This is a genomic window from Geminocystis sp. NIES-3708 (genome assembly GCF_001548095.1).
Lineage (GTDB): Bacteria > Cyanobacteriota > Cyanobacteriia > Cyanobacteriales > Cyanobacteriaceae > Geminocystis.
Genome location: NZ_AP014815.1, coordinates 493,823 through 514,050, shown reverse-complemented (window position 1 = coordinate 514,050; position 20,228 = coordinate 493,823). Strand labels below are relative to the sequence as shown.

Genomic DNA, 20,228 nt, shown 5'->3' with positions numbered 1-20,228 from the left:
GATTTAATCTTATGTCCAAGCAACGACCACCTTTAGAGGGAATGACCCTAAGACAACTGCGAAAAGTCGCTAGTTTGTATAACATTCCTCGTTATAGCCGAATGCGCAAAGCACAATTATTAACTGTAATTCAAGAAAAAGAAACTCTATTTATTTCCGCAGATAATATCAATTCCGATAATAAAACTAATTTATTAAATCAAGCTAATATTCAGGAGGCACAAAAAATGGAAGCATCAAAATTTGAAGTAGGTCAAGATGATTTAACAGGAGGTCCTCTAGCTGACGTGGATCAAGATTTTGGTGAATTACCCGGTGGTTACGGTGAAAATCGCATTGTTTTAATGCCCCGTGACCCTCAATGGGCTTATACTTATTGGGATATACCCATTGAAAGCAAAGAAAATTTACGCCGTCAGGGTGGACAACAGTTAGCCCTAAGATTATATGATGTTACTGATATTGACTTAAATCACCAAAGTCCTCACAATATTCAAGAGTATCTTTGTGATGAATTAGCTCGTGAATGGTATTTACCCGTTCCTGTGAGCGATCGTGATTATGTCATTGACATCGGTTATCGTTGTTTTGACGGACGTTGGTTAGTCTTAGCTAGATCTGTTCCTGTAAGAGTTCCCCCGGTTTATCCTAGCGATTGGGTAGAAGACATTTTTGTAACTATCCCTTGGGAAGAAGATTTAAGAACCAAAACTGTTTATAAATTAACTCCTCCAGCCAAAAAAGCGGCATTGGCGGCTCAACAACAACAATATTCTTATCATAATCAGATTCATGATGAGATCTTTGGTTTAGCTCAAAGTGTCGAGGCTCAAAGAGTGGCTGGATCTTTGTATGGCAGTATGCAACAAGCTCCTAGCTCTAGTATTCCTGAAAATGCACTCAGTTCTTATGTATTTCCATCTGGTGCGGGATTATGGGCAGGGAGAGAAAGTTTAGCTAGTGGCTCTGGTATTGGCTTAGGTTTAGCTAGTGGCTCTGGTATTGGTTTAGGTTTAGCTAGTGGCTCTGGTATTGGTTTAGGTTTAGCTAGTGGCTCTGGTGCAGGATTCTCCGCCGATGTGATCCCCAATAAACCACGTAAATTCTGGTTAATTGCAGATGCAGAATTAATCGTTTATGGTGCAACCGAACCTGATGCAAAAGTAACCATTGGTGGTAGAGAAATCAAATTAAATCCTGATGGTACTTTCCGCTTTCAGATGTCTTTCCAAGACGGAAATATTGATTATCCTATCGTTGCCGTTGCGGCTGATGGTGAACAAACTCGTTCGGTACATATGACTTTCGATCGCCATACTCCTTCTCGGAATACTAACACCAAAGAAGAAGCGGTTTTAGAGTGGTTTCCTCCTATTCGATAATCACCGATCAAGAAAACAGGCAGACTCGGCAGACAGGAAGATTGTGTCTTTTAGGAATGAATAAAATTTTCTAAAAAATGCACAAATGTTGAAAATTTTTCTCTCATTCAACTTGTCTTCTAGTCCACCTGTCTTTTTTTTTTCTGTTGAACTGAGTTTACGTTAATTTTTCGTAGCCCCTGGTATTCTATTTCGCTGATTGAATTAATAACCATGTTCCCGTACCTAATCCCAGAAAATTAGGCAACCATGCAGCCATAAATGGGGTTAAAATGCCCCAAACTCCCATAGATTCACTAACAAAAGATAGAAGATAATAAGAGAAGATTAAACCAACACAAATGCCGAAACTGGTTGCCTTATTGGTATTTTGAGGACGAACTCCTAAAGCCGCACCAATTAATCCAAAAACTAAACAGACAAAGGGTAATGCGATTTTTCCTTGAATGCGCACCAAAATTTTGCGAATTTCTTTTTCGTTGGCTTCTAGCTTGACTATTTTTAAATATTCCCGTGCTTGAGCGATACTCATTTCCGAATAACTCGGAGGGCGTTGTGCTAAATCAAGAGGGGCTCTGGATAAAGCTAATTGTTGATGTTCAAAGCGAACTATATTACGGTATCCACCATCAGGAGAAATTAGGTAAATTGTGCCGTTAAAAAAATCCCAAACATTCTCTCCCATATTCCATGTAGCGGTTTGTGAAGTGAGAATTTGATTTACTCCTTCCCTTGATAAATCTAAAATAGTTAAATCTTTCATTTCTTCCCCGTTAAATTCTTCAGCATAAAATAATCTAACTAAGACTGAGTGACGACTACCATCTTCATGGGTTACGGTTTTATATTCAGGATAGAGAATATTACGATCTTTAAAAGTTGGTCGAACTCGATCAAGAGCTTTTTGTAGGGTTAAAGTAGCCTCTCTATTAGCGGAGGGAGTAACTACATCATTAATAAAAAAAGTCATTCCTGTCACCACTAAACTCAGAATAATGGCGGGTATAATTAAACGATAAACATTAATACCAATACTGCGCAAGGCAATAATTTCACTATCACTAGATAAACGACTATAAGCCATTAATGTTGCTAATAATACTGACATGGGAAAGGCTAAAGCAATAAATTCAGGCATTCTCAGTAGTAAAATTTTAATTGCTACGCTGAATAATAATCCTGACTCTGTTACTTTACGAATTAACTCAAATAATGTGCCAATAGATAAACCCAAAGAGGTAAATAAACCAATTCCAAATAGAAAAGGTAGCAATAATTCGATCATAATGTATCGATCCATGACCGATATTTGCGGTAACGATAGTTGGAATTTTGGTTCTTTTTCCATGGGTTTTAGACTTGAAAATTATCTCCTAAATAGTATTGTCTAACTAAGGGGTTGTTGTAAAGCTCTTCTCCTGTACCAGAGGCTAAAATTTGACCTTCTCTCATGATATATGATCTGCTAGTAATAGCCAAAGTTTCCCTGACATTATGATCGGTGATTAGGATACCCATATCTTTCTCTTTGAGATCAGCAATAATTTCTTGTATTTCCGACACCGCAATCGGATCAACCCCTGCAAAAGGTTCATCTAACAACAAGAATTTAGGTCCTTCTTTTCCCACCGCCAACGCCCTTGCTAACTCTGTTCTACGTCTTTCTCCCCCCGATACTTGAGATCCTTTCGTATCTACTACTTTTTCCAGACGAAATTCAGCAATTAACTGTTCTAAACGCATTTTACGGAAACGACCAGAAAAGTTGGTCTGCTCCAATACTAATTGGATATTTTCTTTTACCGTTAAATTACGAAAAATACTTGCTTGTTGAGTCAAATAACCAATACCCAATTTTGCCCTTTCATTCAGTTGTAATTTTGTAATATTTTGATCATCGAGATAAACATTACCCTCATTGGGTTTTACCAAACCTGTTGTAATATAAAATGTAGTTGTTTTTCCAGCCCCATTTGGTCCTAATAAACCGACAATTTCTCCCTGAGAAACTTTAATACTCACGCGATTGACGATACATCTTTTGCCATAAAATTTATGGATATTTTCTAATAATAATTTCATTGTTAATTATTCACTATTACTTATTTTCTGTTTCATCGACTAAATAAACAGACTCTACTTGTTGTTTTGTCTCAGGAGTAGCGATAAATCTACCCTCATCAATTAAATAAGTCATGGTTTCTGATCTCATCGTATTACCCTGCTGAAGTACATAGACGTTACCTGTCAAAACTAAACGTCTTTCTCTGCTAAAGTATTGAGCTTGAGTAGAAGTCGCTTGAAGATCTCTTGCGGGATAGTTAATATAAACATTGCCTCTAGCAGTAATTACTCCTGTTTCTGAGTTAGCTTCTTGTATATCAGATCTTACCGTTAACGGTTGTTTTGGGATGGCTGATTGTGCTTTTACTTGATTAAAGTTAAAATTGCTAGTGATTAGCCAAGGACTTATTAAAGAAATTGCTAATAATGAGGAATAAATGGTTTTTTTAGTTTTGGCAGACATTTGTAAAGATTTCATAGACTTGCATGAAAAAATTAATAATCAATTTTACTTAATTATTTTAACCGATGAAAGTAATTAGTCTCTTTGACGCTATTTTTTCCTTAAAGTTGCCTACAAAAATTATTCATAATCAATGGATTCTCAATATATTATGATTTGTTAATAGTTAATAATACTTTTACACAATTATTTTTAATTAAAAGTTTTATTATTAAAATCAATTTATTAAATTTAAAAACGTTCTAAAATAAAAACATTTCCTTCATTTCCTCTTCCAATTCGCATATTTTCGTCTAAATAGGTAATTTCTAACCATCCTTGCTGATTATTATTATTTAAAAGTTCTAAGTTAAAATCTAAAGGTAAAAAATACTTTCCAGCTTCAATTTTGTCAATAAAATTTTCAGGAGAAAGATACCCTAATATCTTTTGCAATCCAATAATTGATCTCTCAAACTTAACGTTAATTCTTTTTGCAGATACTATTTCAAAATTAGCACTAACACTTACTAATCCATCTAAAAAAGGCAAACCTTTGATTTGTGCTAAATTATAAATTTTGTTTGTGCTTATCCGAATACATTGATAAACTTCCCCTAATCCTAACAGAGGAAGATTATTTAAACCTAAGATACTTCTGCTAGTGGTATAAAGCAATCTCCAATTTCCATCAACTAATGATAAATTATTGAAAGGATCAAGATTGGGATTGTGATCTTCAAGTTTTTCCACCGCCGTTAAAATCTTGACTTTATCGTTTTCCGTTGCTGATAAACCCCGATTTTTGTCTTTGATAGCTTCTAATAATTCTGTTTTTAAACTCATGATAATCAATCTTTACAATACTTTAAATAAATGCTATGATGTTTTGTTGCTTTAATTTAACTATTAATTAGTTTATGAAAAATCCTGCCTTACGTAAAGAGAAACGTTATGAGCCCGCTCCTGTAATACCGTTAAAACAAGATGGTTCTCTTTTAGATTGGTTAGACGCAAATAATCGCATTATCTATCGAGATCGAGAAGAAAAAGAAGAAAAAATATTACCTTTAGGAATGCCAGAAGATGAAGAAATTTCAGATCTTATTGAAGGAGAAGACGATGATTTTGAGGCAGATTTAGATGAAATAGAGGTTGATATTGATGATGATGATATTCTTTAAAAGATTTTAAGCAAAGATTTTTATCAAAAAAAAGTAAAGTATTCTATGACTAATAAAAAAATTAAAATAGGTGTTTTGGGTTTTGGCGGTTTAGGACAAGCGGCGGCAAGAATATTACAACTGAAATCCGAAATGTCTTTAGTTGCCGTGGCAGATCATCAAGGTTATGCTTATAATCCTGAAGGTTTAGATCCTGATGCCTTAATTCCAGTGTATCATCAGGAAGGATCAAGCGGATATTTGCCTAAATTTGGAGTTTTAAGCGATAATAGTATTGCTGATTTAATTTCTAAAAGTGATGTTGATGGTTATTTTTTAGCTTTGCCTAACTTACCCAACACTTTTATGGCAGATGTTACCCGTCAATTTATCTCCTCAGGTTGGCAAGGTGTTTTAGTGGATGCTTTAAAACGGACAAGTGCTGTTGAGCAATTATTACAACTACAAGACAGTTTAAGTAAAGCTGGAATTACATATTTAACTGGTTGTGGTGCAACTCCCGGATTATTAACCGCCGCCGCTTCCATTGCCGCTCAAAGTTTCGCCGAAATTCACCAAGTAAAAATTACTTTCGGCGTTGGCATTGCTAACTGGGAAGCTTATCGTGCAACTATTAGAGAGGATATTGCTCATTTACCTGAATTTGATGTCGATAAAGCAAAATCCATGACAGATGAAGAAGTAGAAGCATTTTTAGATAAAACTAATGGTATTCTCACCCTCGAAAATATGGAACACGCTGACGATATCATGTTAGAGTTGGCTGGTATTTGTCATCGCTCACAAGTTACTGTTGGTGGTATTGTGGATACTCGTAACCCCAAAAAACCTATTAGTACAAATGTAAAAGTAACAGGGCGTACTTTTGAAGGTAAAATTTCTACTCATACCTTTACATTAGGGGATGAAACGAGTATGGCGGCTAATGTTTGTGGCACTGCTTTTGGTTATCTTAACGCTGGAATTAAACTTCATCAACGTCATCTTCATGGCTTATTTACAGCAGCTGAAATTATGCCTTTGTTTGTTAAATAATTAAGTTTTTTTAATATTTAGTTGTTAGCTTTTGATTTTAGAGAAGTTAATTTTAATTTTCTTTGATGTTGGCTAATTGGGTGAAACTAATTCACCCTTAGAAATTTCTCATTATATTAAAAAAATTTTTCCTATCATCCTATAGGTTTTAGCTTTCCCAAATTGCCAATTATTGGAAATTCTATTGATTATGTCTAATCTTCCTCACAAAAAAATAGGTATTGCGGTAATAATTAATGATAAACAGGAGATTTTGATTGATAAAAGATTACCTACTGGTTTAATGGCGAATTTATGGGAATTTCCGGGAGGTAAAATAGAAAAAGGAGAAACTCCCCAAGACTGTATAAAAAGAGAAATTAAGGAAGAATTAGGCGTTGATATTATTATCAATCATCATTTACTCGATATTACTCATCGTTATAGCGAATTTATCGTTACATTATCAGTTTATATTTGTGAGATTATCACAGGTAAACCCAAAACTTTAGAATGTGCAGAAATTCGTTGGGTAACAGTTTCCCAACTAGATGATTTTGAATTTCCTTCTGCCAATCAGGAAATAATTTTAGCCTTGCGAAATCACCATATTTTCTCTTAATTTAAAACTAATAAATAAACATGAAAAAAGTCAGACAAAAAATATCTGACCAGAAAATTTTAGCATCGGGAATGTAGTTTTAGTTAGTGATAAATAATCAATGTAAATTATACCCTAACTAAAAAGTTTTTACTTTAAGTAGTAGCTTTTTTCAGCTTCTAATTGAGCTACCAACGCAGTTTGCCCTTTAGATTTAGCCACTTCTAAACGATGTTCTAAAGTTTGAAGTAAAGTATTTCTATGAGCTTTTCTTGCACTTTCAACAGTTTTTTGGTTAATCATATTTTTACTCCTAAAGATAGTTAAATTAATAAATTATTTGTGTAAATTTTCAAGCAGAATTTAAGATAATAAACTCTAATCTAAAATACTAATAGTAAAATCAAATACTATTCAAGACCAACTTGTTTTGCAGATCTTTCTAACATACTAGCCTGACGATTGTGTTTCCGTTGGCGATTATCAACCATTAATAACCGCGCTTGTTGACTAATTGAACTGAGATTATTTTGTTTAGCGTTCATAATACCGCCTCCTCTAATTTTCGATGGGTTTAGATTCGAGGCGCGTTCCTTCAGAATGTTTACTTCTTACTTCCGTCTGCTTTTGCAGATGAACGATTTATCCTTACTCTTTTAATATAACGAAAAAGTATTAAATTTGACAATTATTTTTTGAAAAAAATGCAAACTTACTCGGTACGCTTTGTAATTTAAAATGCTTTATGAACTTAAAATATACGCCATGGTTGATTTTAAGACTTTCAATTCAAAAGAAATATATTTTTCTAATGATGATTAAGATTTCTTTACATTCAGTTTATAATTACTTTTGATAGCTTTTAGTGGATGATCAGAGATGGTAAAAATTTTAGTAGATTGTAGTTCAATTCGAGATCGTCCTAGTGGAGTTGCTTTTTATACTTATAATCTCATTAAAGCATTAAAGGCGAACGACAGTAGCACATCAAATTCTATCGGCGTTTATCGTCAACCTTCTTTTAAACATTGGCTAACAAATAATCGTGATATTCCTGATATTTTGAAAGATATCTCACCTCTTGAATTTTTATCTTTACCTGTGACAGTTAGTAATTGGTTGGGCAAGTCAGCGAGTTTTTTTGTTAAAAATAACAAGATTTTTTTTGATAATGCAGAGATAATTCATGGTACAGATCATTATGTTTATCCTTTTCCTTACGGCAAAAAAGTGATGACAATTCATGATTTAACTTTTTTAAAATTTCCTTTTTATAGTACTAAAATAGTCAAGAATTATAGTGAAAGAATTAAAAAATGTTTGCAATGGACAGATTTAATAATTACTTTTTCTGAAAATACTAAACAAGATATTATTAATTATTTTAAGGTTGAAAATGATAAAATAGCTATTACTTCTGAAGCAAGTAGATATGATATTAATTATTTAAAAGATAAAAATTGTGAAAAAATAAAAAACACAATAGCTTATGATTTTCAAGAGCCATTTATTTTATTTGTCAGTACAATTGAACCTAGAAAAAATATCATTAATTTAGTCAAAGCCTTTAATATTTTAAAACAAACATATCCCATTAACCATCATTTAATTTTAATTGGTCAAAAAGGTTGGGAATATGAGAAAATTTTTAAAGAAATAGATAATTCTAATTATCGTCAACAAATACACTATTTAGGTTATTTATCTGATGAAGCTGTAGCTGTGTGTTATAATTCAGCCGATGTTTTTGTTTATCCTTCAGTTTATGAAGGTTTTGGGTTGCCACTTTTAGAAGCCATGACTTTAGGTGCACCAGTTATCACCTCTAACACTTCTTCCTTGCCAGAAGTTGCTTCTTCCGCTGCGATGTATATTAATCCTCATGATTATGAGTCAATGGCAAAAACTATTTATGAGGTAATTAGTCAACCAGATTTACGGGAAGATTTGATTATCCGAGGAAAAAATAGAGCAAAATTATATTCATGGAAAACAGTTGCCGAGGAAACTCTTAAAGCTTATAAGTTAGTATTATAAACATGAATAATTAATAATTTTTACCTAAAATGTCATCACGATAATGATTAAATAATTGTTAACTATTAATTAATGCTCAATTTCTTAAAACTATTAATAATTAATTATAAAAATGATACTCACTGACGAGTTATTGCTTCAATATAAACGTTGTCATCGTCGTGCCTTTCTCAATGTTTATACGGAAGAAAGTCAGCAACCATCAGAAAAAAATCAGTTTTTGCTGAAGTTAACTGAAGAAAGAGAATTCCATAGTCAGCAAGTCGTAGAGAATTATGGCTTACCTTATCATCAACCCAAAACTTTAACTAAAGATAAAGAAAATAATCTAACTCTGGCTTTAATAACGGAAAATTTGATGCGTCAAGGAGTTGAATGTATTTATCAGGGAGTTATTATTTATAAAGTTAAAAATTTTATTGATACTAATCAAGAAGTTACTTTTATCGTTTCTCCAACTTTATTAATTAAACAAGATATTCCTTCTCGTTGGGGGGATTGGAGTTATTTTTCTGTTAATACTCATTTGGGTAAAAATATTAAACCTGAATATAAATTAATCTCTGGTTTTCAGGGAGATATTTTAAGTCTTTTTCAAGGTATCAATCTTTCTCATTGCCAAATATTTTTGAGAAATAATCTTAAACCTTATTATCTTAACTTAAGTATTTGGATTCCTGCATCAAGGGAATTAGTCAAAGAATTTACTTTAATGATAGTGCAAAAAAAAGAGCCTGATGTTTTTATTTCTCGTCAGCGTTGCAGTTTTTGTCAATGGTATGATGACTGTTATAGTTTAGCAAAATCTCAACAACATTTATCTTTAATTCCGGGTATTACTCCTAAAAGATATAATTTATTAACCAGTGAAGGTATTAATAATTTAGAAAATCTTTCTCAAGCTAAGATATGGGATTTAAACCGCATTTTAGATAAAGACATGGCTAATAAAATTTATCTACAAAGTCAGTCTTTAGTTTCTCATCAGGCGATTTTAAAAAATCCTACTTTGCCCATTATTCCTTATCATCCTATTGAGTTATATTTTGACATAGAAGCCGAACCTGATCGCAATATCGACTATTTATTAGGAGTATTATTAGTTAATAATGAAACTCAGGAAAAAAAATATTATACTTTTCTAGCAGAAACCTTAATAGAAGAAGAAACTATTTGGCGTGGTTTTCTTAAATTTATTTCACAATATGATGACGCACCCATTTTTCATTATTCTCAATACGAAGTAGAAACTATTAAACGTTTAGCATATCTTTATAAAACTCCCTCTTTGCCATTGCAATCTTTGTTAAATCGTTGCTGGGATTTACACAAAATAATAATTAACTCTTTTTATTTACCTGTAGAAAATTATTCCTTAAAATCTATTGGTAATTGGTTAGGTTTTCATTGGCGAGATCCTAAAACAGGAAAAATATCATCTCATAATGTTAGAATCAGTGGTGATCAGTGTGTTTTTTGGTATGATCAATGGTTAAAAACAAATGATCGCACTTGGCTAAACTACATATTAGTATATAATGAAGATGACTGTCTTGGGACTTATGAGTTAAAAAAATGGATGGATAAAGAATTAAGAGTCAAAAATTAGACAATTTCCAACTCTTAATTTAGATAGGATTTATTGAAAAAAGTGCGATATTTTGGCTATTTTTATTCAAAAACCTAACATTTAAAATCTGATTCCGAAAATATTCTATTTTCCTATTCAATTACAATACCAAGATTAACATCTTTAATTTATAAGTATTTTTTCTAGTCTTCTCATCTCCCATCTTCTAACCTAACCAAAAAACTTTTTCGTCACACCCTAGATAGATTTGTGATTACTTAAACTTTGCACCATTGCCGCTACCACAGCATCACCCCAAACATTTATTGTAGTACGACAACGATCCAGAAACCAGTCTATAACAAGAATAAGGGAAATTCCTTCTACAGGAATATTAACAGCTTTTAAGACTATAACCATTGTTACTAATCCTGCTTCAGGAATACCAGCCGCACCTACAGCCGCTAAAGTAGCTGTTAAAAAAATAATGATTAATTGTCCTGTAGATAATTCAATCCCGTAAATTTGAGCAATAAAAACTGCAGCTACAGCTTCATAAAGGGCTGTACCATCCATATTTACAGTTGCACCTAATGGTATCACAAAATCAGCAATTTTTGGTTCAATTTTATTGTTTTTAATGGCACATTCGAGAGTTACGGGAATTGTCGCTGAACTTGAGGCGGTAGAAAAAGCCGTTGTTAAAGCAGGTAACATTCTGCGAAAAAAAACAAAAGGTGATCGCTTTGTGGTAATATAAAGTAGTATAAATAAAATGCCAAATCCGTGCAAAAATAGACCAAGCATTACTGTACCAGTGTATTTCCAAAGAGAAAGAAACTCTGTAGCAAAACCACTAAAACCTCCCGCCTCTCCTAAACGTCCTGCAATTAATGCACCAATTCCCACAGGTGCGAATAAAAGAATTAAATCGACTATTTTAAGAATAGTGATGTTTAAAGCATCAAAAAACTTAATCAGAATAGTACCTTGATCAAAAGTAGTTAAAATTGCACCAAAAATTAAAGAAAAAATAATTAAAGGTAAAACATCATTATTAGCCATTGCCTGAAATAAATTACGAGGAAGTAAACTTAAAATAACTTGTTTTAAGGTTTCGCTAATAGAACTTTTTTCCTTTCCTGAAAGTTTTTGGGCGATAGTTAAATCAATTTTTAAGCCTTTTCCTTGAGGTTGAGGTATTGTGATTTCATCCTCTGGATTTAGCCATTCTTTTACCGTTATATTTTTTTCATTAAAAGTATCTTCTTTTAGGATAACTCCTGTGGTATTTTGATCTGATAAAGATATTAAATAACGATCATCAAATTGTTTTCTGAAATTGTCATCCAGAAGAGTTAATTGATTATTATTAATAGAATAATTGACATTTTCTAATAATTGTCCTCCTCTTAACAACACTCTTTCATTATCATTGTCAGCAACACCGGGTTGAATAATTATCACTAAAATTAATCCGATAATTACGGCAATTCCAGTAGTTATCATATATAAACTAATAGTTTTAAAACCCATGCCTTTTAATAATCTTAAGTTACCTAAACTGGTTATACTACTAATCATGGAAGTCATAACCAAAGGAGTTACTAGCATTAATAAACCATTGATAAATAATTCTCCTAAAAAGTAAATTTGTTTGCCCCATATGGGAATAAAACCACCAATTAAAATTCCACATAAAATACCAGTAATAATAGGAATTAATAAAGATTTTTGTGATTTTTCTGATAATATATTTTCATTCATAATTATTGATTATTAATAGTAAATAATTCATTGGATATGGATCTTTTTTATGCGAAAAAAAATAATTATACTCAAAGATAAAAATTTTATTTGTTTCTGAATATGTAATGATTTAATTTTCCGATGACATAAGTTTAGTTTAAAATAGTTGAACAGCTAAAAAAATCTTTAGAATTCATCTGTTAATCGGATATGGGGTATGAAAGGTAACATCAAACCAAGAAAATTTAATTCTCAACAAATAACACAAGCGTCCAATCTCAACTTAGAGGATTATTCTCAAAATCGTTTATCTGTATTTGGCATCACCATTGATGATGCTACTACTGTTGATCGAGATGATGGGATTTGGTTGATAGAATTAAATAATAAGTCTTTTGAGTTGCAGATTAGTATTACTGATGTATCAACAATTATTCCTAAAAATTCTCCTATTGACAAAGAAGCCTTATTTAGAGTTGCAACTTTATATCACACAACTCCACCGACTCCTATGCTACCCTGTCATATTAGCACTAATTTAGGTTCATTAGAAGAAGAACAAAAAAGATTAGCTTTAACTATTTTTTTTCAAATAGATAATACTGGAAATGTTAATTCTTTTCATATTAAAGAAACTATTTTTACCAATAAAAAAGCGTTTAGTTATACAGAAGTCGAAAAAATATTAACGAATCCTGATAATATTCCTGAACATCAATTATTACTTAAAATGCAAAAAGTTGCTCAATTGATTGGCAAAAAAAGAGGAGGAAAATCAGGAATTTTAACCGATGATGGTTATGTGGATGAGGATGGAAACTTAATTAAAGAAAATGTTAATACTTATCAGTTAATTGCAGAATTAATGATTTTAACAAATACCACCATTGCTAATTTTTTAGGAAAAAATAATATTCCAGCATTATACCGTACTCAAGACGTAGGTACAACAGATTTTGAGTTAGTAAAAAAAACCATGGGACATCTTTTAGTACCAGCAACCTATGATTCTCAGGTAAAACCTCATGTTGGTTTAGGATTAATGGCTTATACTCATTTTACCAGTCCTTTACGTCGTTTTGTTGACTTAGTTAATCATCGAATTGTTAAAGCCATTATTAAAAAAGATTTATCCCCTTATAGTGTAGAAGAATTAGATAATTTATGCTCACAAATTAATGAATATGATCAAAAATTTAAAGAAGATAAATCTAATTTTTTAAGAAAAAAAAGACAAGCAGAAATAGAGAAAAAATTTAATAATATTGAAAATTTATCCATAGATGAATTATCCCCCGATGAATTTTCAGATTTGATTCAATATGCGGTTTTTAATCATCAAAAAGAAAAAATTATTCCTTACATAACATCTCGTCTTCAAACCTTACAACCTAAAGACTATTATTATTTATGGTTTGTTGGTAAAATTAATCTTTTTTTTGACAATGAAAATATTGATACTATTTCTGTTTTATTAGTAAAGTCTCAAGCGGATAATTCTACTATTGATTATAAAGTAGAATATTGTGAATCTAAAAAACTTTATTTTTCCTATTGTTATCTAAATGGTATGACAACAATAAATCCCTCAGAAGATACTAAAAAAAGTAAAGCAAAACAAAAAGCCGCTTTGGCAACAATTAAAGGTTATTTGAATCAAGAATTAACTTCTCATCCTCATGCCTTTAGTAAATTCATAACAATTAATTCTCAAGAAGAAAATTTACTGGATATTGAGTTTAATAATTTAAATGATAAAGATTTTTCTAAGGTATTAGATTATTGCACTAAAACTAATTTTGATGAGAAAACTATTGTAGAAATCAACAGAAGAATCAACAATTTATTACCTAAAGATTTATATAAAATTTGGTTTCAAGGTAAAATAAATAAGTATTTTGATAACCCTAATCTTGATACTATATCAGTACTTTTAATTCATTCTCAATTGACTGGTGCTGTGGTAGAATACAAAATTGACTATCATCAAAAAACTCAAAAATATATTGCTTATTGTTATGTAAATGAGTTAACCCATCCACAACCTCAATTTGATACAAAAAAAACGAAAGCAAAGCAAAAATCTTCCTTAGCTTATATTCAATCGTATCTTAATAATCAATTAATCGATGAACCAAATTTATTTGCAGTAGAAGAAATTGTTGCGGAGGAAGAATTACCCCATAATATCAAGAATATTGAGTCTATTAATATCGAAGAAAAAGAAGAAAAGAAAAAAGAAAAAAATGTTATCGAAGAATCAGATTGGGTATCTAAATTATACCATTTTTGTCAACTAAATCAATTAGGTTATCCTGAATATAATTTTTTAAATATTGACGGATTTTTTACTTGTACAATTAGCCTAATCTGCGATGATAAAACTATTATCTCTAAAGGTTATGGTAAAAATAAAAAAGATGCCAAACAAAGTGCTTCTCGTGTTATTATTATTCAACATAAACTAACCTTAAGTTAACAGATAATTAGTAATTATAGAACTTACGCATTCAGTCGATCACACCTTACAATTTAAGCATTTGAGAAATAATTTTTCTCACTTCATGAATGGGTAAATCTACGGCTTTGGCAATTTGTTCCGCATTTAAACCTAATTTCATTAAACGGGGAATAGTGTCTCTTTTTATCTTCTTTTGAGCAGAGTCAATTAAAATTTTATCGTCACTAATAACATCCTCATTTTCTTCTATTTTAGGATGGTAATTATGACAAAAATTAAACCTATCAATTTTACTTTGATTAACAACAACACCTTGATTATTTTTTGATATTATTCTATCAATTATCGCCTTAAAATTTGACTTATTTATATCTTCATTGAACGTTTGTGAAAGTAATCTTCACAGTTTATAGGCTTCATCTTTAGCATGACTAGCACTGCATTTATAATCACTCGCAATATCCTGATATTTTTCTCCATTTAAGACACCCTTTAAAATAGCTACTTGCAAACTATCGATGTGCTTACCTGTAGAGTCGTATAGCAATTCATCCAAATAGTTCACCAGTTCTTGAGTATCCATAACTATTATTCAAGGTTGATTTCAGTCTTTACCAGTCATTTTAAGCTAAAAGAAGCTGAGGGGGCGACAGAACATTCAGAATGCAGATTGGATAAGGGAAATAGCCCTCATACCTTGACGATAATAGGACTGTTTCTGAGGAAATAAAGAGGTTAACTTATCTAATTGTTCTTGAAAAAAGCAGATTTCACTTAGCCATTTTATCCCATTTAAACCAATAGAAAAATCACTATATCTTTTATATCTTCTTCTTTTTTCTGTGGGTCTAACTAGATATTCACTTATTCCTTTTCTTTTAATTTCTTCTCCTATAAATGTTGAATAACTATAGGATAATGTTATCAGTATAATTAAAGAAATTAGTCGTTCATTTTCAAGTTTTGTACTTTCTAAGTTATAACCTCCTAATTTAAAATCTCTAAACATTTCTTCAATACCCATTCTTTTGGAATAAGCAGAGATTGTTTCCGACATACTTTCTAAATTTGTGAGAATAAACCATGGCTGTTTACTCGATTTATGTCTATAGTTTTTCTTCCATTTTGCTGCTAAATTAATTCCTGAGAATCCCTTGGTTTTTGTAACTTTTATTCCTCGATAATATACGGAGAATCCTGGAGATAAACCTAATTCACTCAATCGAAACCATATATCAGTTTCTAACTCCACATATTCACTCTTTTTTAAACGTAGAGATAAATAAACCTGTTTCTCTACTGATAACCATTTTGCTAAATCCACAGAGCAAAATTCTCTATCTCCTAAAACGATTATTTTATATTCAATTAATAAATTAATACTTGCTTCTAATACTTGTTTTTGTTCTGATAAATTACTACTTCCTTTTTTATTTAATCAGATAAAATATACAGGGATAGCTCCTTGATGATGAACTAAACTTACCATCAATATATTAATGTTTTGCCACTGTGTTCTATCAATGACTAAATAAATTACTTTGTTTGATTCCCATTGGTTCATAATCCATGATTTTAAAATCGGAAACCATATGGTTTCAACTTTCCAATTTTTCAGACTTAAAAATCTTTGTAACTTTTTAATTCTACTTCTTAATTTAATCGGATAAGGAAAAAGTTTTGCCATTTCTTCTAACCTAACAGTTTTAAGATTTTGAAGTAAATTAACTAAAAGACAAAGAGTTAAATATTGAGGTAAATTAAACTGTTTTTTTAAATACTCCTGATAAAATTGGGGAAGTTGAAACATCTTTTTCTATAGTAATTAATATAAAAACTAAAAACATCTTATTTTTATCCAGATTACCAGCTTCAATCTCTTATGCCATCGTCTGTTTACCTTCATTGTCGCCCCCTCAGTAAAAGAAGTCTTTTGTAATAATTTTTTATAAAAGTCCCTTCTTTATCAGTCTTTGAGCGTATTCCAAAATGTTTTTGAAGGGGTATTCTTAAATTTATATTCAAACGAGAACTTAAAAACAATAATCTAACGAAAAATGGAATCATGAATAAAAAATATTTAGCAACTTTATTGACTTGCACAACTTTGACTTTAACAACGTTAACAAGCATTACTTCCGATACAAAGGCTCAAACAAATTCGCCAAAAAATACAATATTTGTAGGTATAATTCGTAATGATGCAGGTTTTTTGTATAGATTTTCAGGAGGACAAGCAATTAGTGCTGGTAAAGCGAGATGGGATACTTGTCCACAAAATACTGTCTTAGTAGGAAGAGATTTTCAATCCAATGGATTTTGGTTATGTGCCAGTCGTGATATTGCTAATAAAGGAACTTTTTATTTTGGTAATGTGGTTAAAGACACAGGTTATTATTGGGAAGTATCAGGTGGCAAAGCTAAACCTGCTGGTGATGTAAAATGGGATACTTGTTGAGAAGGTACGCTTAGAGGAAGACGATTTGATTCAAATGGGTTTTGGGTATGTCAACCGTAGTAATCCTTTACTAAATATAGGATGGATAATGTCCACCTTTCCACAATTTTTATCTTCGATTGATGTGGGGAGTTATTCAACCATTAAATTAAATCCAACTCGGTTAAATTGGCTTTTTTCATATTTTAACAATCCAATTTTTAAATCTTGATTGCCATGAACAGGAATAGAAATGCTTGTATGATTTTTTTGATAACGATAATGGCTACCTTTTATCCTAATTAATCGCCTACCTTTTTTTTCCAATATCTGCCCTAACTTTTTGCCTGATATTGATTTCATACATTTAACTCAAATACCTGATTCAGAAGGGTTAAGATTTTCGGGTTCGTCTTCGACATATAAGCTGATTATTTCTTGGAGATTTTCTAAAACCTCTTCAATAGTTTCACCTTGGGTATAGCAACCATCAAAAATAGGTACTTCTGCCCAATATCCTCCTTCTTCGGCAGTATGAACTATAGCTTTAATTTTCATGTGTTTTTGTCAAACTATTTATTGCTCGTAATATAGTAATATCCGTCTTTTATTTTATCATGTTATATTATTGAGGTTTTATCGTAACTTAATTTTAATAAAAATATATGTTGTATGGAAAGGGTATTGCCACCGTCTCACAATTTTGAGATTAGATTGATAGTATTGATATTACAACTATTTCTTAAAGGCATCGTTTATGATTGAATAGTTAACTTGATAAAAATTTCAACGAAGATGGAAACCATCAAAATTAATCAACCACAACTTGATTTTCCCAAAATAATTGCTGAGATTAATCAAAAACATCAACCTATTTTGATTGAAGAAACAACGGGTAAGGCAGTGTTAATTTCCGTGCAAGAATGGAACGAAATCCAAGAAACCCTCTATCTTCAATCTATTCCCAGTATGGTAGAATCTATTCATCGAGAAGCATCTACCCCCATTGAAGAATGTATTAATATTCAGGATATTGATTGGTAATGTGGAAAGTTATTCTAACAAAACAAGCCAATAAGGATGCTAAAAAATTAAGTTCGGCGGGTTTAAAACCTCAGACTCAAGAGTTATTGATCATTTTAACAGAAAATCCTTATCAACCTCCCTATGAAAAATTAAGAGGAGATTTATCAGGTTATTACTCTCGTAGAATTAATAAACAGCATCGTCTAATTTATCAAATTTTGTCGCAAGAAAAAATAGTTAAAGTTTTGCGAATGTTGAGTCATTATGAATAAATATAGCACAGTTTTTAAATTAGATTAAGAGTATAGTTTTGCTAAGATTTTTTTCGTCTGATCAGATAAAATTTGATCAATAAATACGATCAAGATTATGATTTAAGAATATGTTAGAAGTTACATTATCAAAAGAATATCAAATTGTTATTCCTCAAGAAATTAGAAAAAGTTTACACTTAAAAGCAGGACAAAAATTCTCCCTAGTCATCAAAGATGATTTAATATCTTTAATTCCCCGAACAAATTCCCTTGAATCCTTTAGAGGTATTTTGAAAGGGGCAAATATTGATAATATTCGAGATATTGACAAAAGAGTACAAAAGTAGTTGATTGTACTTGTAGATGGTTTGAATGGTTAAGAGCCTTAATTATTTATGATTCATCTAAAATATTATTAGAAACTTCTACTGCTTTTACTTCAATAGTACCATCAGGAATTTCTCTTATGAATTTACCCTGTTCTACTTTTAAAACTTCCCCACAATTTGGGCAACGACAATCAGTATTATTAAAACCTGTAAAACTATAATTACATACAGGACAATTATCTGCCACTAAATTTCGTTTTAACCACCAACGAAATCCCCAAATACCAATAATTGGAGTAATCAATAATAAAGCAAAAAAGATTAAAAACCCATTAACAATCCACTGTAAGCCTATTGCACCTAAAAATAAACTGATAATGACTAATGTTAATAAACAACCTAAACCCGAATCATTGATGTTGATAATTTTATTTTGAAAATTTTGTTTCACCCTTATTATTTTCCACAATAATCTTTCTGTTTACTTTAACATTTTGAGTTATCTAATCTCAAAAAATGACAGATAAAATTAACATTTTCTTAATTTAATTTAATACAACATATTTTTATGAAAATAATAAATTAAATATCCTCTTCTTTTCTTCTATATTCCAACAAATTTAATTTCAATCTAATCTTACTCTAGGATCAAGCCATGAATAGGTCAAATCTGCTATAAGATTAAAGATAACGATTAGAATACCATAAATCATTGTTATCGCCATCACGACAGGAGTGTCACTACGATAAATTGATTCAATCAATAAAGCACCAATCCCGGGGATACGAAAAATTTGTTCAGTAACTAATGCTCCAGTGAATATACTAGGAATATCTAAAGCGATTAAAGTGATAACAGGAATCAAAGCATTGCGTAAAACATGATTAACCACCACTTGATAAGTATTTAATCCTTTACTGTAAGCTGTCCGTACATAATCATGATTCAATTCTTCCATCACTGATGATCTCATAAATCGCATTAATACCGCCGTTTGATATAAACTTAATACCATAATGGGCATAATAGACTGTTTAATTTGTGCGAAAAAAGTTGCAAAATTGATAATTTCTAAATTGCTATCATAAATAAAAGGTAGCCATTTAAGTTGTACACTAAAAATTATGATCAATAATAATCCTGTGAAAAAAGGTGGAATTGAATAGCCAAAAAAAGCGATCGCTGTGATAACATTATCGAGTAAAGAATAGCGTTTAACCGCAGAAATTAATCCCATAGGAATTGCCAGAAAAACACTAATTATATAAGCAACACCCACAATCATTAAGGTATTAGGAAGACGCTGTAAAATCAAACCAAAAACTGAGCTTCTACTACTAAAAGAATAACCTAAATCTCCTTGAAAAAAAGCCAAAAGCCATTTAAGATAGCGAATATAAATAGGCTTATCTAACCCTAAAGATTTTCTCAGATTTTCTCTAACTTCCGCCGTAATATTTGGATTAGAAGCAAATTCACTGAGAGGATCACCCGGTGCTAATGCTAAAATAAAAAAAATTACTAGACTAATAGCCAATAAAGTTGGTATGGAAATTAAAACTCTTTTGACAAAATAATTCATTCTCTCTTTTATCTATTTATTAAATATGATTATCTAGTGATTACCATAAGCAAAACTGAATAAAAATAGACACAAGCCACCCCTCCCCGACCGCA

The 20,228-nt window shown here is 31.0% G+C and carries 24 protein-coding genes, 1 pseudogene and 1 riboswitch; of the genes and pseudogenes, 11 read left to right on the top strand and 14 right to left on the bottom strand.

Annotated features, from left to right (window positions below):
- The first annotated feature begins 11 nt into the window (after nucleotides 1–11).
- Nucleotides 12–1,382: a DUF4912 domain-containing protein gene (locus tag GM3708_RS02180; protein ID WP_066343776.1), complete on the top strand. Its 1,371-nt coding sequence runs from the start codon at nucleotides 12–14 to the stop codon at nucleotides 1,380–1,382.
- A 187-nt stretch (nucleotides 1,383–1,569) separates the two neighbouring features.
- Here GM3708_RS02180 and GM3708_RS02175 read toward each other — a convergent pair whose 3' ends face one another.
- The 4 genes from GM3708_RS02175 to GM3708_RS02160 all read right to left on the bottom strand — a co-directional run bounded on the left by GM3708_RS02175 (nucleotide 1,570) and on the right by GM3708_RS02160 (nucleotide 4,734).
- Complete coding sequence (locus GM3708_RS02175) at nucleotides 1,570–2,730, bottom strand: LptF/LptG family permease (protein WP_066343775.1); 1,161 nt, start codon at nucleotides 2,728–2,730, stop codon at nucleotides 1,570–1,572.
- A gap of 5 nt (nucleotides 2,731–2,735) precedes the next feature.
- Complete coding sequence (lptB, locus tag GM3708_RS02170) at nucleotides 2,736–3,464, bottom strand: LPS export ABC transporter ATP-binding protein (protein WP_066343774.1); 729 nt, start codon at nucleotides 3,462–3,464, stop codon at nucleotides 2,736–2,738.
- A 16-nt stretch (nucleotides 3,465–3,480) separates the two neighbouring features.
- A complete protein-coding gene (locus tag GM3708_RS02165; RefSeq protein WP_066343773.1) occupies nucleotides 3,481–3,924 on the bottom strand; it encodes an LptA/OstA family protein in 444 nt (147 codons plus the stop codon).
- Nucleotides 3,925–4,140: 216 nt separating this feature from the next.
- Entirely contained in the window at nucleotides 4,141–4,734 is a 594-nt protein-coding gene (locus GM3708_RS02160) for a PAP/fibrillin family protein (RefSeq protein WP_066343772.1), read from the bottom strand.
- Between the two features lie 74 nt (nucleotides 4,735–4,808).
- On the opposite strand from GM3708_RS02160, the gene GM3708_RS02155 reads away from it, so the two are divergent.
- From GM3708_RS02155 to mutT, 3 genes are all read left to right on the top strand, one after another.
- Nucleotides 4,809–5,072: a DUF3134 domain-containing protein gene (locus GM3708_RS02155; protein ID WP_066343770.1), complete on the top strand. Its 264-nt coding sequence runs from the start codon at nucleotides 4,809–4,811 to the stop codon at nucleotides 5,070–5,072.
- A 45-nt stretch (nucleotides 5,073–5,117) separates the two neighbouring features.
- On the top strand, nucleotides 5,118–6,107 hold the full coding sequence (locus tag GM3708_RS02150) for a saccharopine dehydrogenase-like oxidoreductase (protein ID WP_066343769.1): 990 nt from the start codon (nucleotides 5,118–5,120) through the stop codon (nucleotides 6,105–6,107).
- A gap of 190 nt (nucleotides 6,108–6,297) precedes the next feature.
- Nucleotides 6,298–6,708, top strand: a complete 411-nt coding sequence (gene mutT / locus GM3708_RS02145) for an 8-oxo-dGTP diphosphatase MutT (RefSeq protein WP_066343767.1) — start codon at nucleotides 6,298–6,300, stop codon at nucleotides 6,706–6,708.
- Between the two features lie 129 nt (nucleotides 6,709–6,837).
- Here mutT and GM3708_RS18800 read toward each other — a convergent pair whose 3' ends face one another.
- Together GM3708_RS18800 and GM3708_RS19580 are read right to left on the bottom strand one after the other, a co-directional pair.
- Nucleotides 6,838–6,990, bottom strand: coding sequence for a hypothetical protein (locus GM3708_RS18800; protein WP_173644987.1), 153 nt, complete (start codon nucleotides 6,988–6,990; stop codon nucleotides 6,838–6,840).
- A 107-nt stretch (nucleotides 6,991–7,097) separates the two neighbouring features.
- Nucleotides 7,098–7,232: a hypothetical protein gene (locus GM3708_RS19580; RefSeq protein WP_255358411.1), complete on the bottom strand. Its 135-nt coding sequence runs from the start codon at nucleotides 7,230–7,232 to the stop codon at nucleotides 7,098–7,100.
- Nucleotides 7,233–7,271: 39 nt separating this feature from the next.
- Nucleotides 7,272–7,329: riboswitch (Glutamine riboswitch) on the bottom strand.
- A 237-nt stretch (nucleotides 7,330–7,566) separates the two neighbouring features.
- On the opposite strand from GM3708_RS19580, the gene GM3708_RS02140 reads away from it, so the two are divergent.
- Nucleotides 7,567–8,724: a glycosyltransferase family 1 protein gene (locus GM3708_RS02140; RefSeq protein WP_066343765.1), complete on the top strand. Its 1,158-nt coding sequence runs from the start codon at nucleotides 7,567–7,569 to the stop codon at nucleotides 8,722–8,724.
- A gap of 112 nt (nucleotides 8,725–8,836) precedes the next feature.
- Nucleotides 8,837–10,333 (top strand): TM0106 family RecB-like putative nuclease, encoded by a 1,497-nt coding sequence (locus GM3708_RS02135; protein WP_066343763.1) that lies wholly within the window; start codon nucleotides 8,837–8,839, stop codon nucleotides 10,331–10,333.
- 219 nt (nucleotides 10,334–10,552) lie between these two features.
- On the opposite strand, the gene GM3708_RS02130 is transcribed toward GM3708_RS02135, so the two are convergent.
- The gene (locus GM3708_RS02130; protein ID WP_066343762.1) at nucleotides 10,553–12,061 is read right to left on the bottom strand and encodes a dicarboxylate/amino acid:cation symporter; all 1,509 of its coding nucleotides are present in this window, start codon (nucleotides 12,059–12,061) and stop codon (nucleotides 10,553–10,555) included.
- A 199-nt stretch (nucleotides 12,062–12,260) separates the two neighbouring features.
- On the opposite strand from GM3708_RS02130, the gene GM3708_RS02125 reads away from it, so the two are divergent.
- A complete protein-coding gene (locus GM3708_RS02125; protein WP_066343761.1) occupies nucleotides 12,261–14,522 on the top strand; it encodes an RNB domain-containing ribonuclease in 2,262 nt (753 codons plus the stop codon).
- Between the two features lie 382 nt (nucleotides 14,523–14,904).
- Here the strand turns inward: GM3708_RS02125 and GM3708_RS19175 are convergent, their stop codons facing one another.
- The 3 genes and pseudogenes from GM3708_RS19175 to GM3708_RS19165 form a co-directional block, all read right to left on the bottom strand.
- Complete coding sequence (locus GM3708_RS19175) at nucleotides 14,905–15,087, bottom strand: hypothetical protein (protein ID WP_231933033.1); 183 nt, start codon at nucleotides 15,085–15,087, stop codon at nucleotides 14,905–14,907.
- A gap of 75 nt (nucleotides 15,088–15,162) precedes the next feature.
- Nucleotides 15,163–15,927, bottom strand: a pseudogene (locus tag GM3708_RS19170) (IS4 family transposase); the annotation flags it as partial.
- Nucleotides 15,928–15,942: 15 nt separating this feature from the next.
- Complete coding sequence (locus GM3708_RS19165) at nucleotides 15,943–16,314, bottom strand: hypothetical protein (protein WP_231933031.1); 372 nt, start codon at nucleotides 16,312–16,314, stop codon at nucleotides 15,943–15,945.
- A 255-nt stretch (nucleotides 16,315–16,569) separates the two neighbouring features.
- Between GM3708_RS19165 and GM3708_RS02110 the strand changes: the two genes are divergently transcribed.
- A complete protein-coding gene (locus GM3708_RS02110) occupies nucleotides 16,570–16,962 on the top strand; it encodes a hypothetical protein (protein ID WP_066343760.1) in 393 nt (130 codons plus the stop codon).
- A 132-nt stretch (nucleotides 16,963–17,094) separates the two neighbouring features.
- Here GM3708_RS02110 and GM3708_RS02105 read toward each other — a convergent pair whose 3' ends face one another.
- Both GM3708_RS02105 and GM3708_RS02100 read right to left on the bottom strand, forming a co-directional pair.
- A complete protein-coding gene (locus GM3708_RS02105; RefSeq protein WP_396229643.1) occupies nucleotides 17,095–17,304 on the bottom strand; it encodes a type II toxin-antitoxin system HicA family toxin in 210 nt (69 codons plus the stop codon).
- 9 nt (nucleotides 17,305–17,313) lie between these two features.
- Complete coding sequence (locus GM3708_RS02100; RefSeq protein WP_066343759.1) at nucleotides 17,314–17,499, bottom strand: type II toxin-antitoxin system HicB family antitoxin; 186 nt, start codon at nucleotides 17,497–17,499, stop codon at nucleotides 17,314–17,316.
- 237 nt (nucleotides 17,500–17,736) lie between these two features.
- Between GM3708_RS02100 and GM3708_RS02095 the strand changes: the two genes are divergently transcribed.
- The 3 genes from GM3708_RS02095 (at nucleotide 17,737) to GM3708_RS02085 (ending at nucleotide 18,568) form a co-directional block, all read left to right on the top strand.
- Entirely contained in the window at nucleotides 17,737–17,985 is a 249-nt protein-coding gene (locus tag GM3708_RS02095) for a type II toxin-antitoxin system Phd/YefM family antitoxin (protein ID WP_066343757.1), read from the top strand.
- The gene (locus tag GM3708_RS02090; protein WP_066343755.1) at nucleotides 17,985–18,239 is read left to right on the top strand and encodes a Txe/YoeB family addiction module toxin; all 255 of its coding nucleotides are present in this window, start codon (nucleotides 17,985–17,987) and stop codon (nucleotides 18,237–18,239) included. Before GM3708_RS02095 ends, GM3708_RS02090 begins: the two co-directional genes overlap by 1 nt.
- Nucleotides 18,240–18,349: 110 nt before the next feature.
- Nucleotides 18,350–18,568 (top strand): AbrB/MazE/SpoVT family DNA-binding domain-containing protein, encoded by a 219-nt coding sequence (locus tag GM3708_RS02085; protein WP_066343754.1) that lies wholly within the window; start codon nucleotides 18,350–18,352, stop codon nucleotides 18,566–18,568.
- Between the two features lie 46 nt (nucleotides 18,569–18,614).
- On the opposite strand, the gene GM3708_RS02080 is transcribed toward GM3708_RS02085, so the two are convergent.
- Both GM3708_RS02080 and GM3708_RS02075 read right to left on the bottom strand, forming a co-directional pair.
- A complete protein-coding gene (locus GM3708_RS02080; RefSeq protein WP_066343751.1) occupies nucleotides 18,615–19,001 on the bottom strand; it encodes a hypothetical protein in 387 nt (128 codons plus the stop codon).
- A 175-nt stretch (nucleotides 19,002–19,176) separates the two neighbouring features.
- Nucleotides 19,177–20,133, bottom strand: a complete 957-nt coding sequence (locus tag GM3708_RS02075; protein ID WP_066343749.1) for an ABC transporter permease — start codon at nucleotides 20,131–20,133, stop codon at nucleotides 19,177–19,179.
- Nucleotides 20,134–20,228 lie beyond the last annotated feature (95 nt).

Coding starts and splice junctions, on each gene's coding strand:
- GM3708_RS02180 (WP_066343776.1), top strand. CDS start 12: ATGTCCAAGCAACGACCACCTTTAGAGGGAATGACCCTAAGACAACTG.
- GM3708_RS02175 (WP_066343775.1), bottom strand. CDS start 2,730: ATGGAAAAAGAACCAAAATTCCAACTATCGTTACCGCAAATATCGGTC.
- lptB (WP_066343774.1), bottom strand. CDS start 3,464: ATGAAATTATTATTAGAAAATATCCATAAATTTTATGGCAAAAGATGT.
- GM3708_RS02165 (WP_066343773.1), bottom strand. CDS start 3,924: ATGAAATCTTTACAAATGTCTGCCAAAACTAAAAAAACCATTTATTCC.
- GM3708_RS02160 (WP_066343772.1), bottom strand. CDS start 4,734: ATGAGTTTAAAAACAGAATTATTAGAAGCTATCAAAGACAAAAATCGG.
- GM3708_RS02155 (WP_066343770.1), top strand. CDS start 4,809: ATGAAAAATCCTGCCTTACGTAAAGAGAAACGTTATGAGCCCGCTCCT.
- GM3708_RS02150 (WP_066343769.1), top strand. CDS start 5,118: ATGACTAATAAAAAAATTAAAATAGGTGTTTTGGGTTTTGGCGGTTTA.
- mutT (WP_066343767.1), top strand. CDS start 6,298: ATGTCTAATCTTCCTCACAAAAAAATAGGTATTGCGGTAATAATTAAT.
- GM3708_RS18800 (WP_173644987.1), bottom strand. CDS start 6,990: ATGATTAACCAAAAAACTGTTGAAAGTGCAAGAAAAGCTCATAGAAAT.
- GM3708_RS19580 (WP_255358411.1), bottom strand. CDS start 7,232: ATGAACGCTAAACAAAATAATCTCAGTTCAATTAGTCAACAAGCGCGG.
- GM3708_RS02140 (WP_066343765.1), top strand. CDS start 7,567: ATGGTAAAAATTTTAGTAGATTGTAGTTCAATTCGAGATCGTCCTAGT.
- GM3708_RS02135 (WP_066343763.1), top strand. CDS start 8,837: ATGATACTCACTGACGAGTTATTGCTTCAATATAAACGTTGTCATCGT.
- GM3708_RS02130 (WP_066343762.1), bottom strand. CDS start 12,061: ATGAATGAAAATATATTATCAGAAAAATCACAAAAATCTTTATTAATT.
- GM3708_RS02125 (WP_066343761.1), top strand. CDS start 12,261: ATGAAAGGTAACATCAAACCAAGAAAATTTAATTCTCAACAAATAACA.
- GM3708_RS19175 (WP_231933033.1), bottom strand. CDS start 15,087: ATGGATACTCAAGAACTGGTGAACTATTTGGATGAATTGCTATACGAC.
- GM3708_RS19165 (WP_231933031.1), bottom strand. CDS start 16,314: ATGTTTCAACTTCCCCAATTTTATCAGGAGTATTTAAAAAAACAGTTT.
- GM3708_RS02110 (WP_066343760.1), top strand. CDS start 16,570: ATGAATAAAAAATATTTAGCAACTTTATTGACTTGCACAACTTTGACT.
- GM3708_RS02105 (WP_396229643.1), bottom strand. CDS start 17,304: ATGAAATCAATATCAGGCAAAAAGTTAGGGCAGATATTGGAAAAAAAA.
- GM3708_RS02100 (WP_066343759.1), bottom strand. CDS start 17,499: ATGAAAATTAAAGCTATAGTTCATACTGCCGAAGAAGGAGGATATTGG.
- GM3708_RS02095 (WP_066343757.1), top strand. CDS start 17,737: ATGGAAACCATCAAAATTAATCAACCACAACTTGATTTTCCCAAAATA.
- GM3708_RS02090 (WP_066343755.1), top strand. CDS start 17,985: ATGTGGAAAGTTATTCTAACAAAACAAGCCAATAAGGATGCTAAAAAA.
- GM3708_RS02085 (WP_066343754.1), top strand. CDS start 18,350: ATGTTAGAAGTTACATTATCAAAAGAATATCAAATTGTTATTCCTCAA.
- GM3708_RS02075 (WP_066343749.1), bottom strand. CDS start 20,133: ATGAATTATTTTGTCAAAAGAGTTTTAATTTCCATACCAACTTTATTG.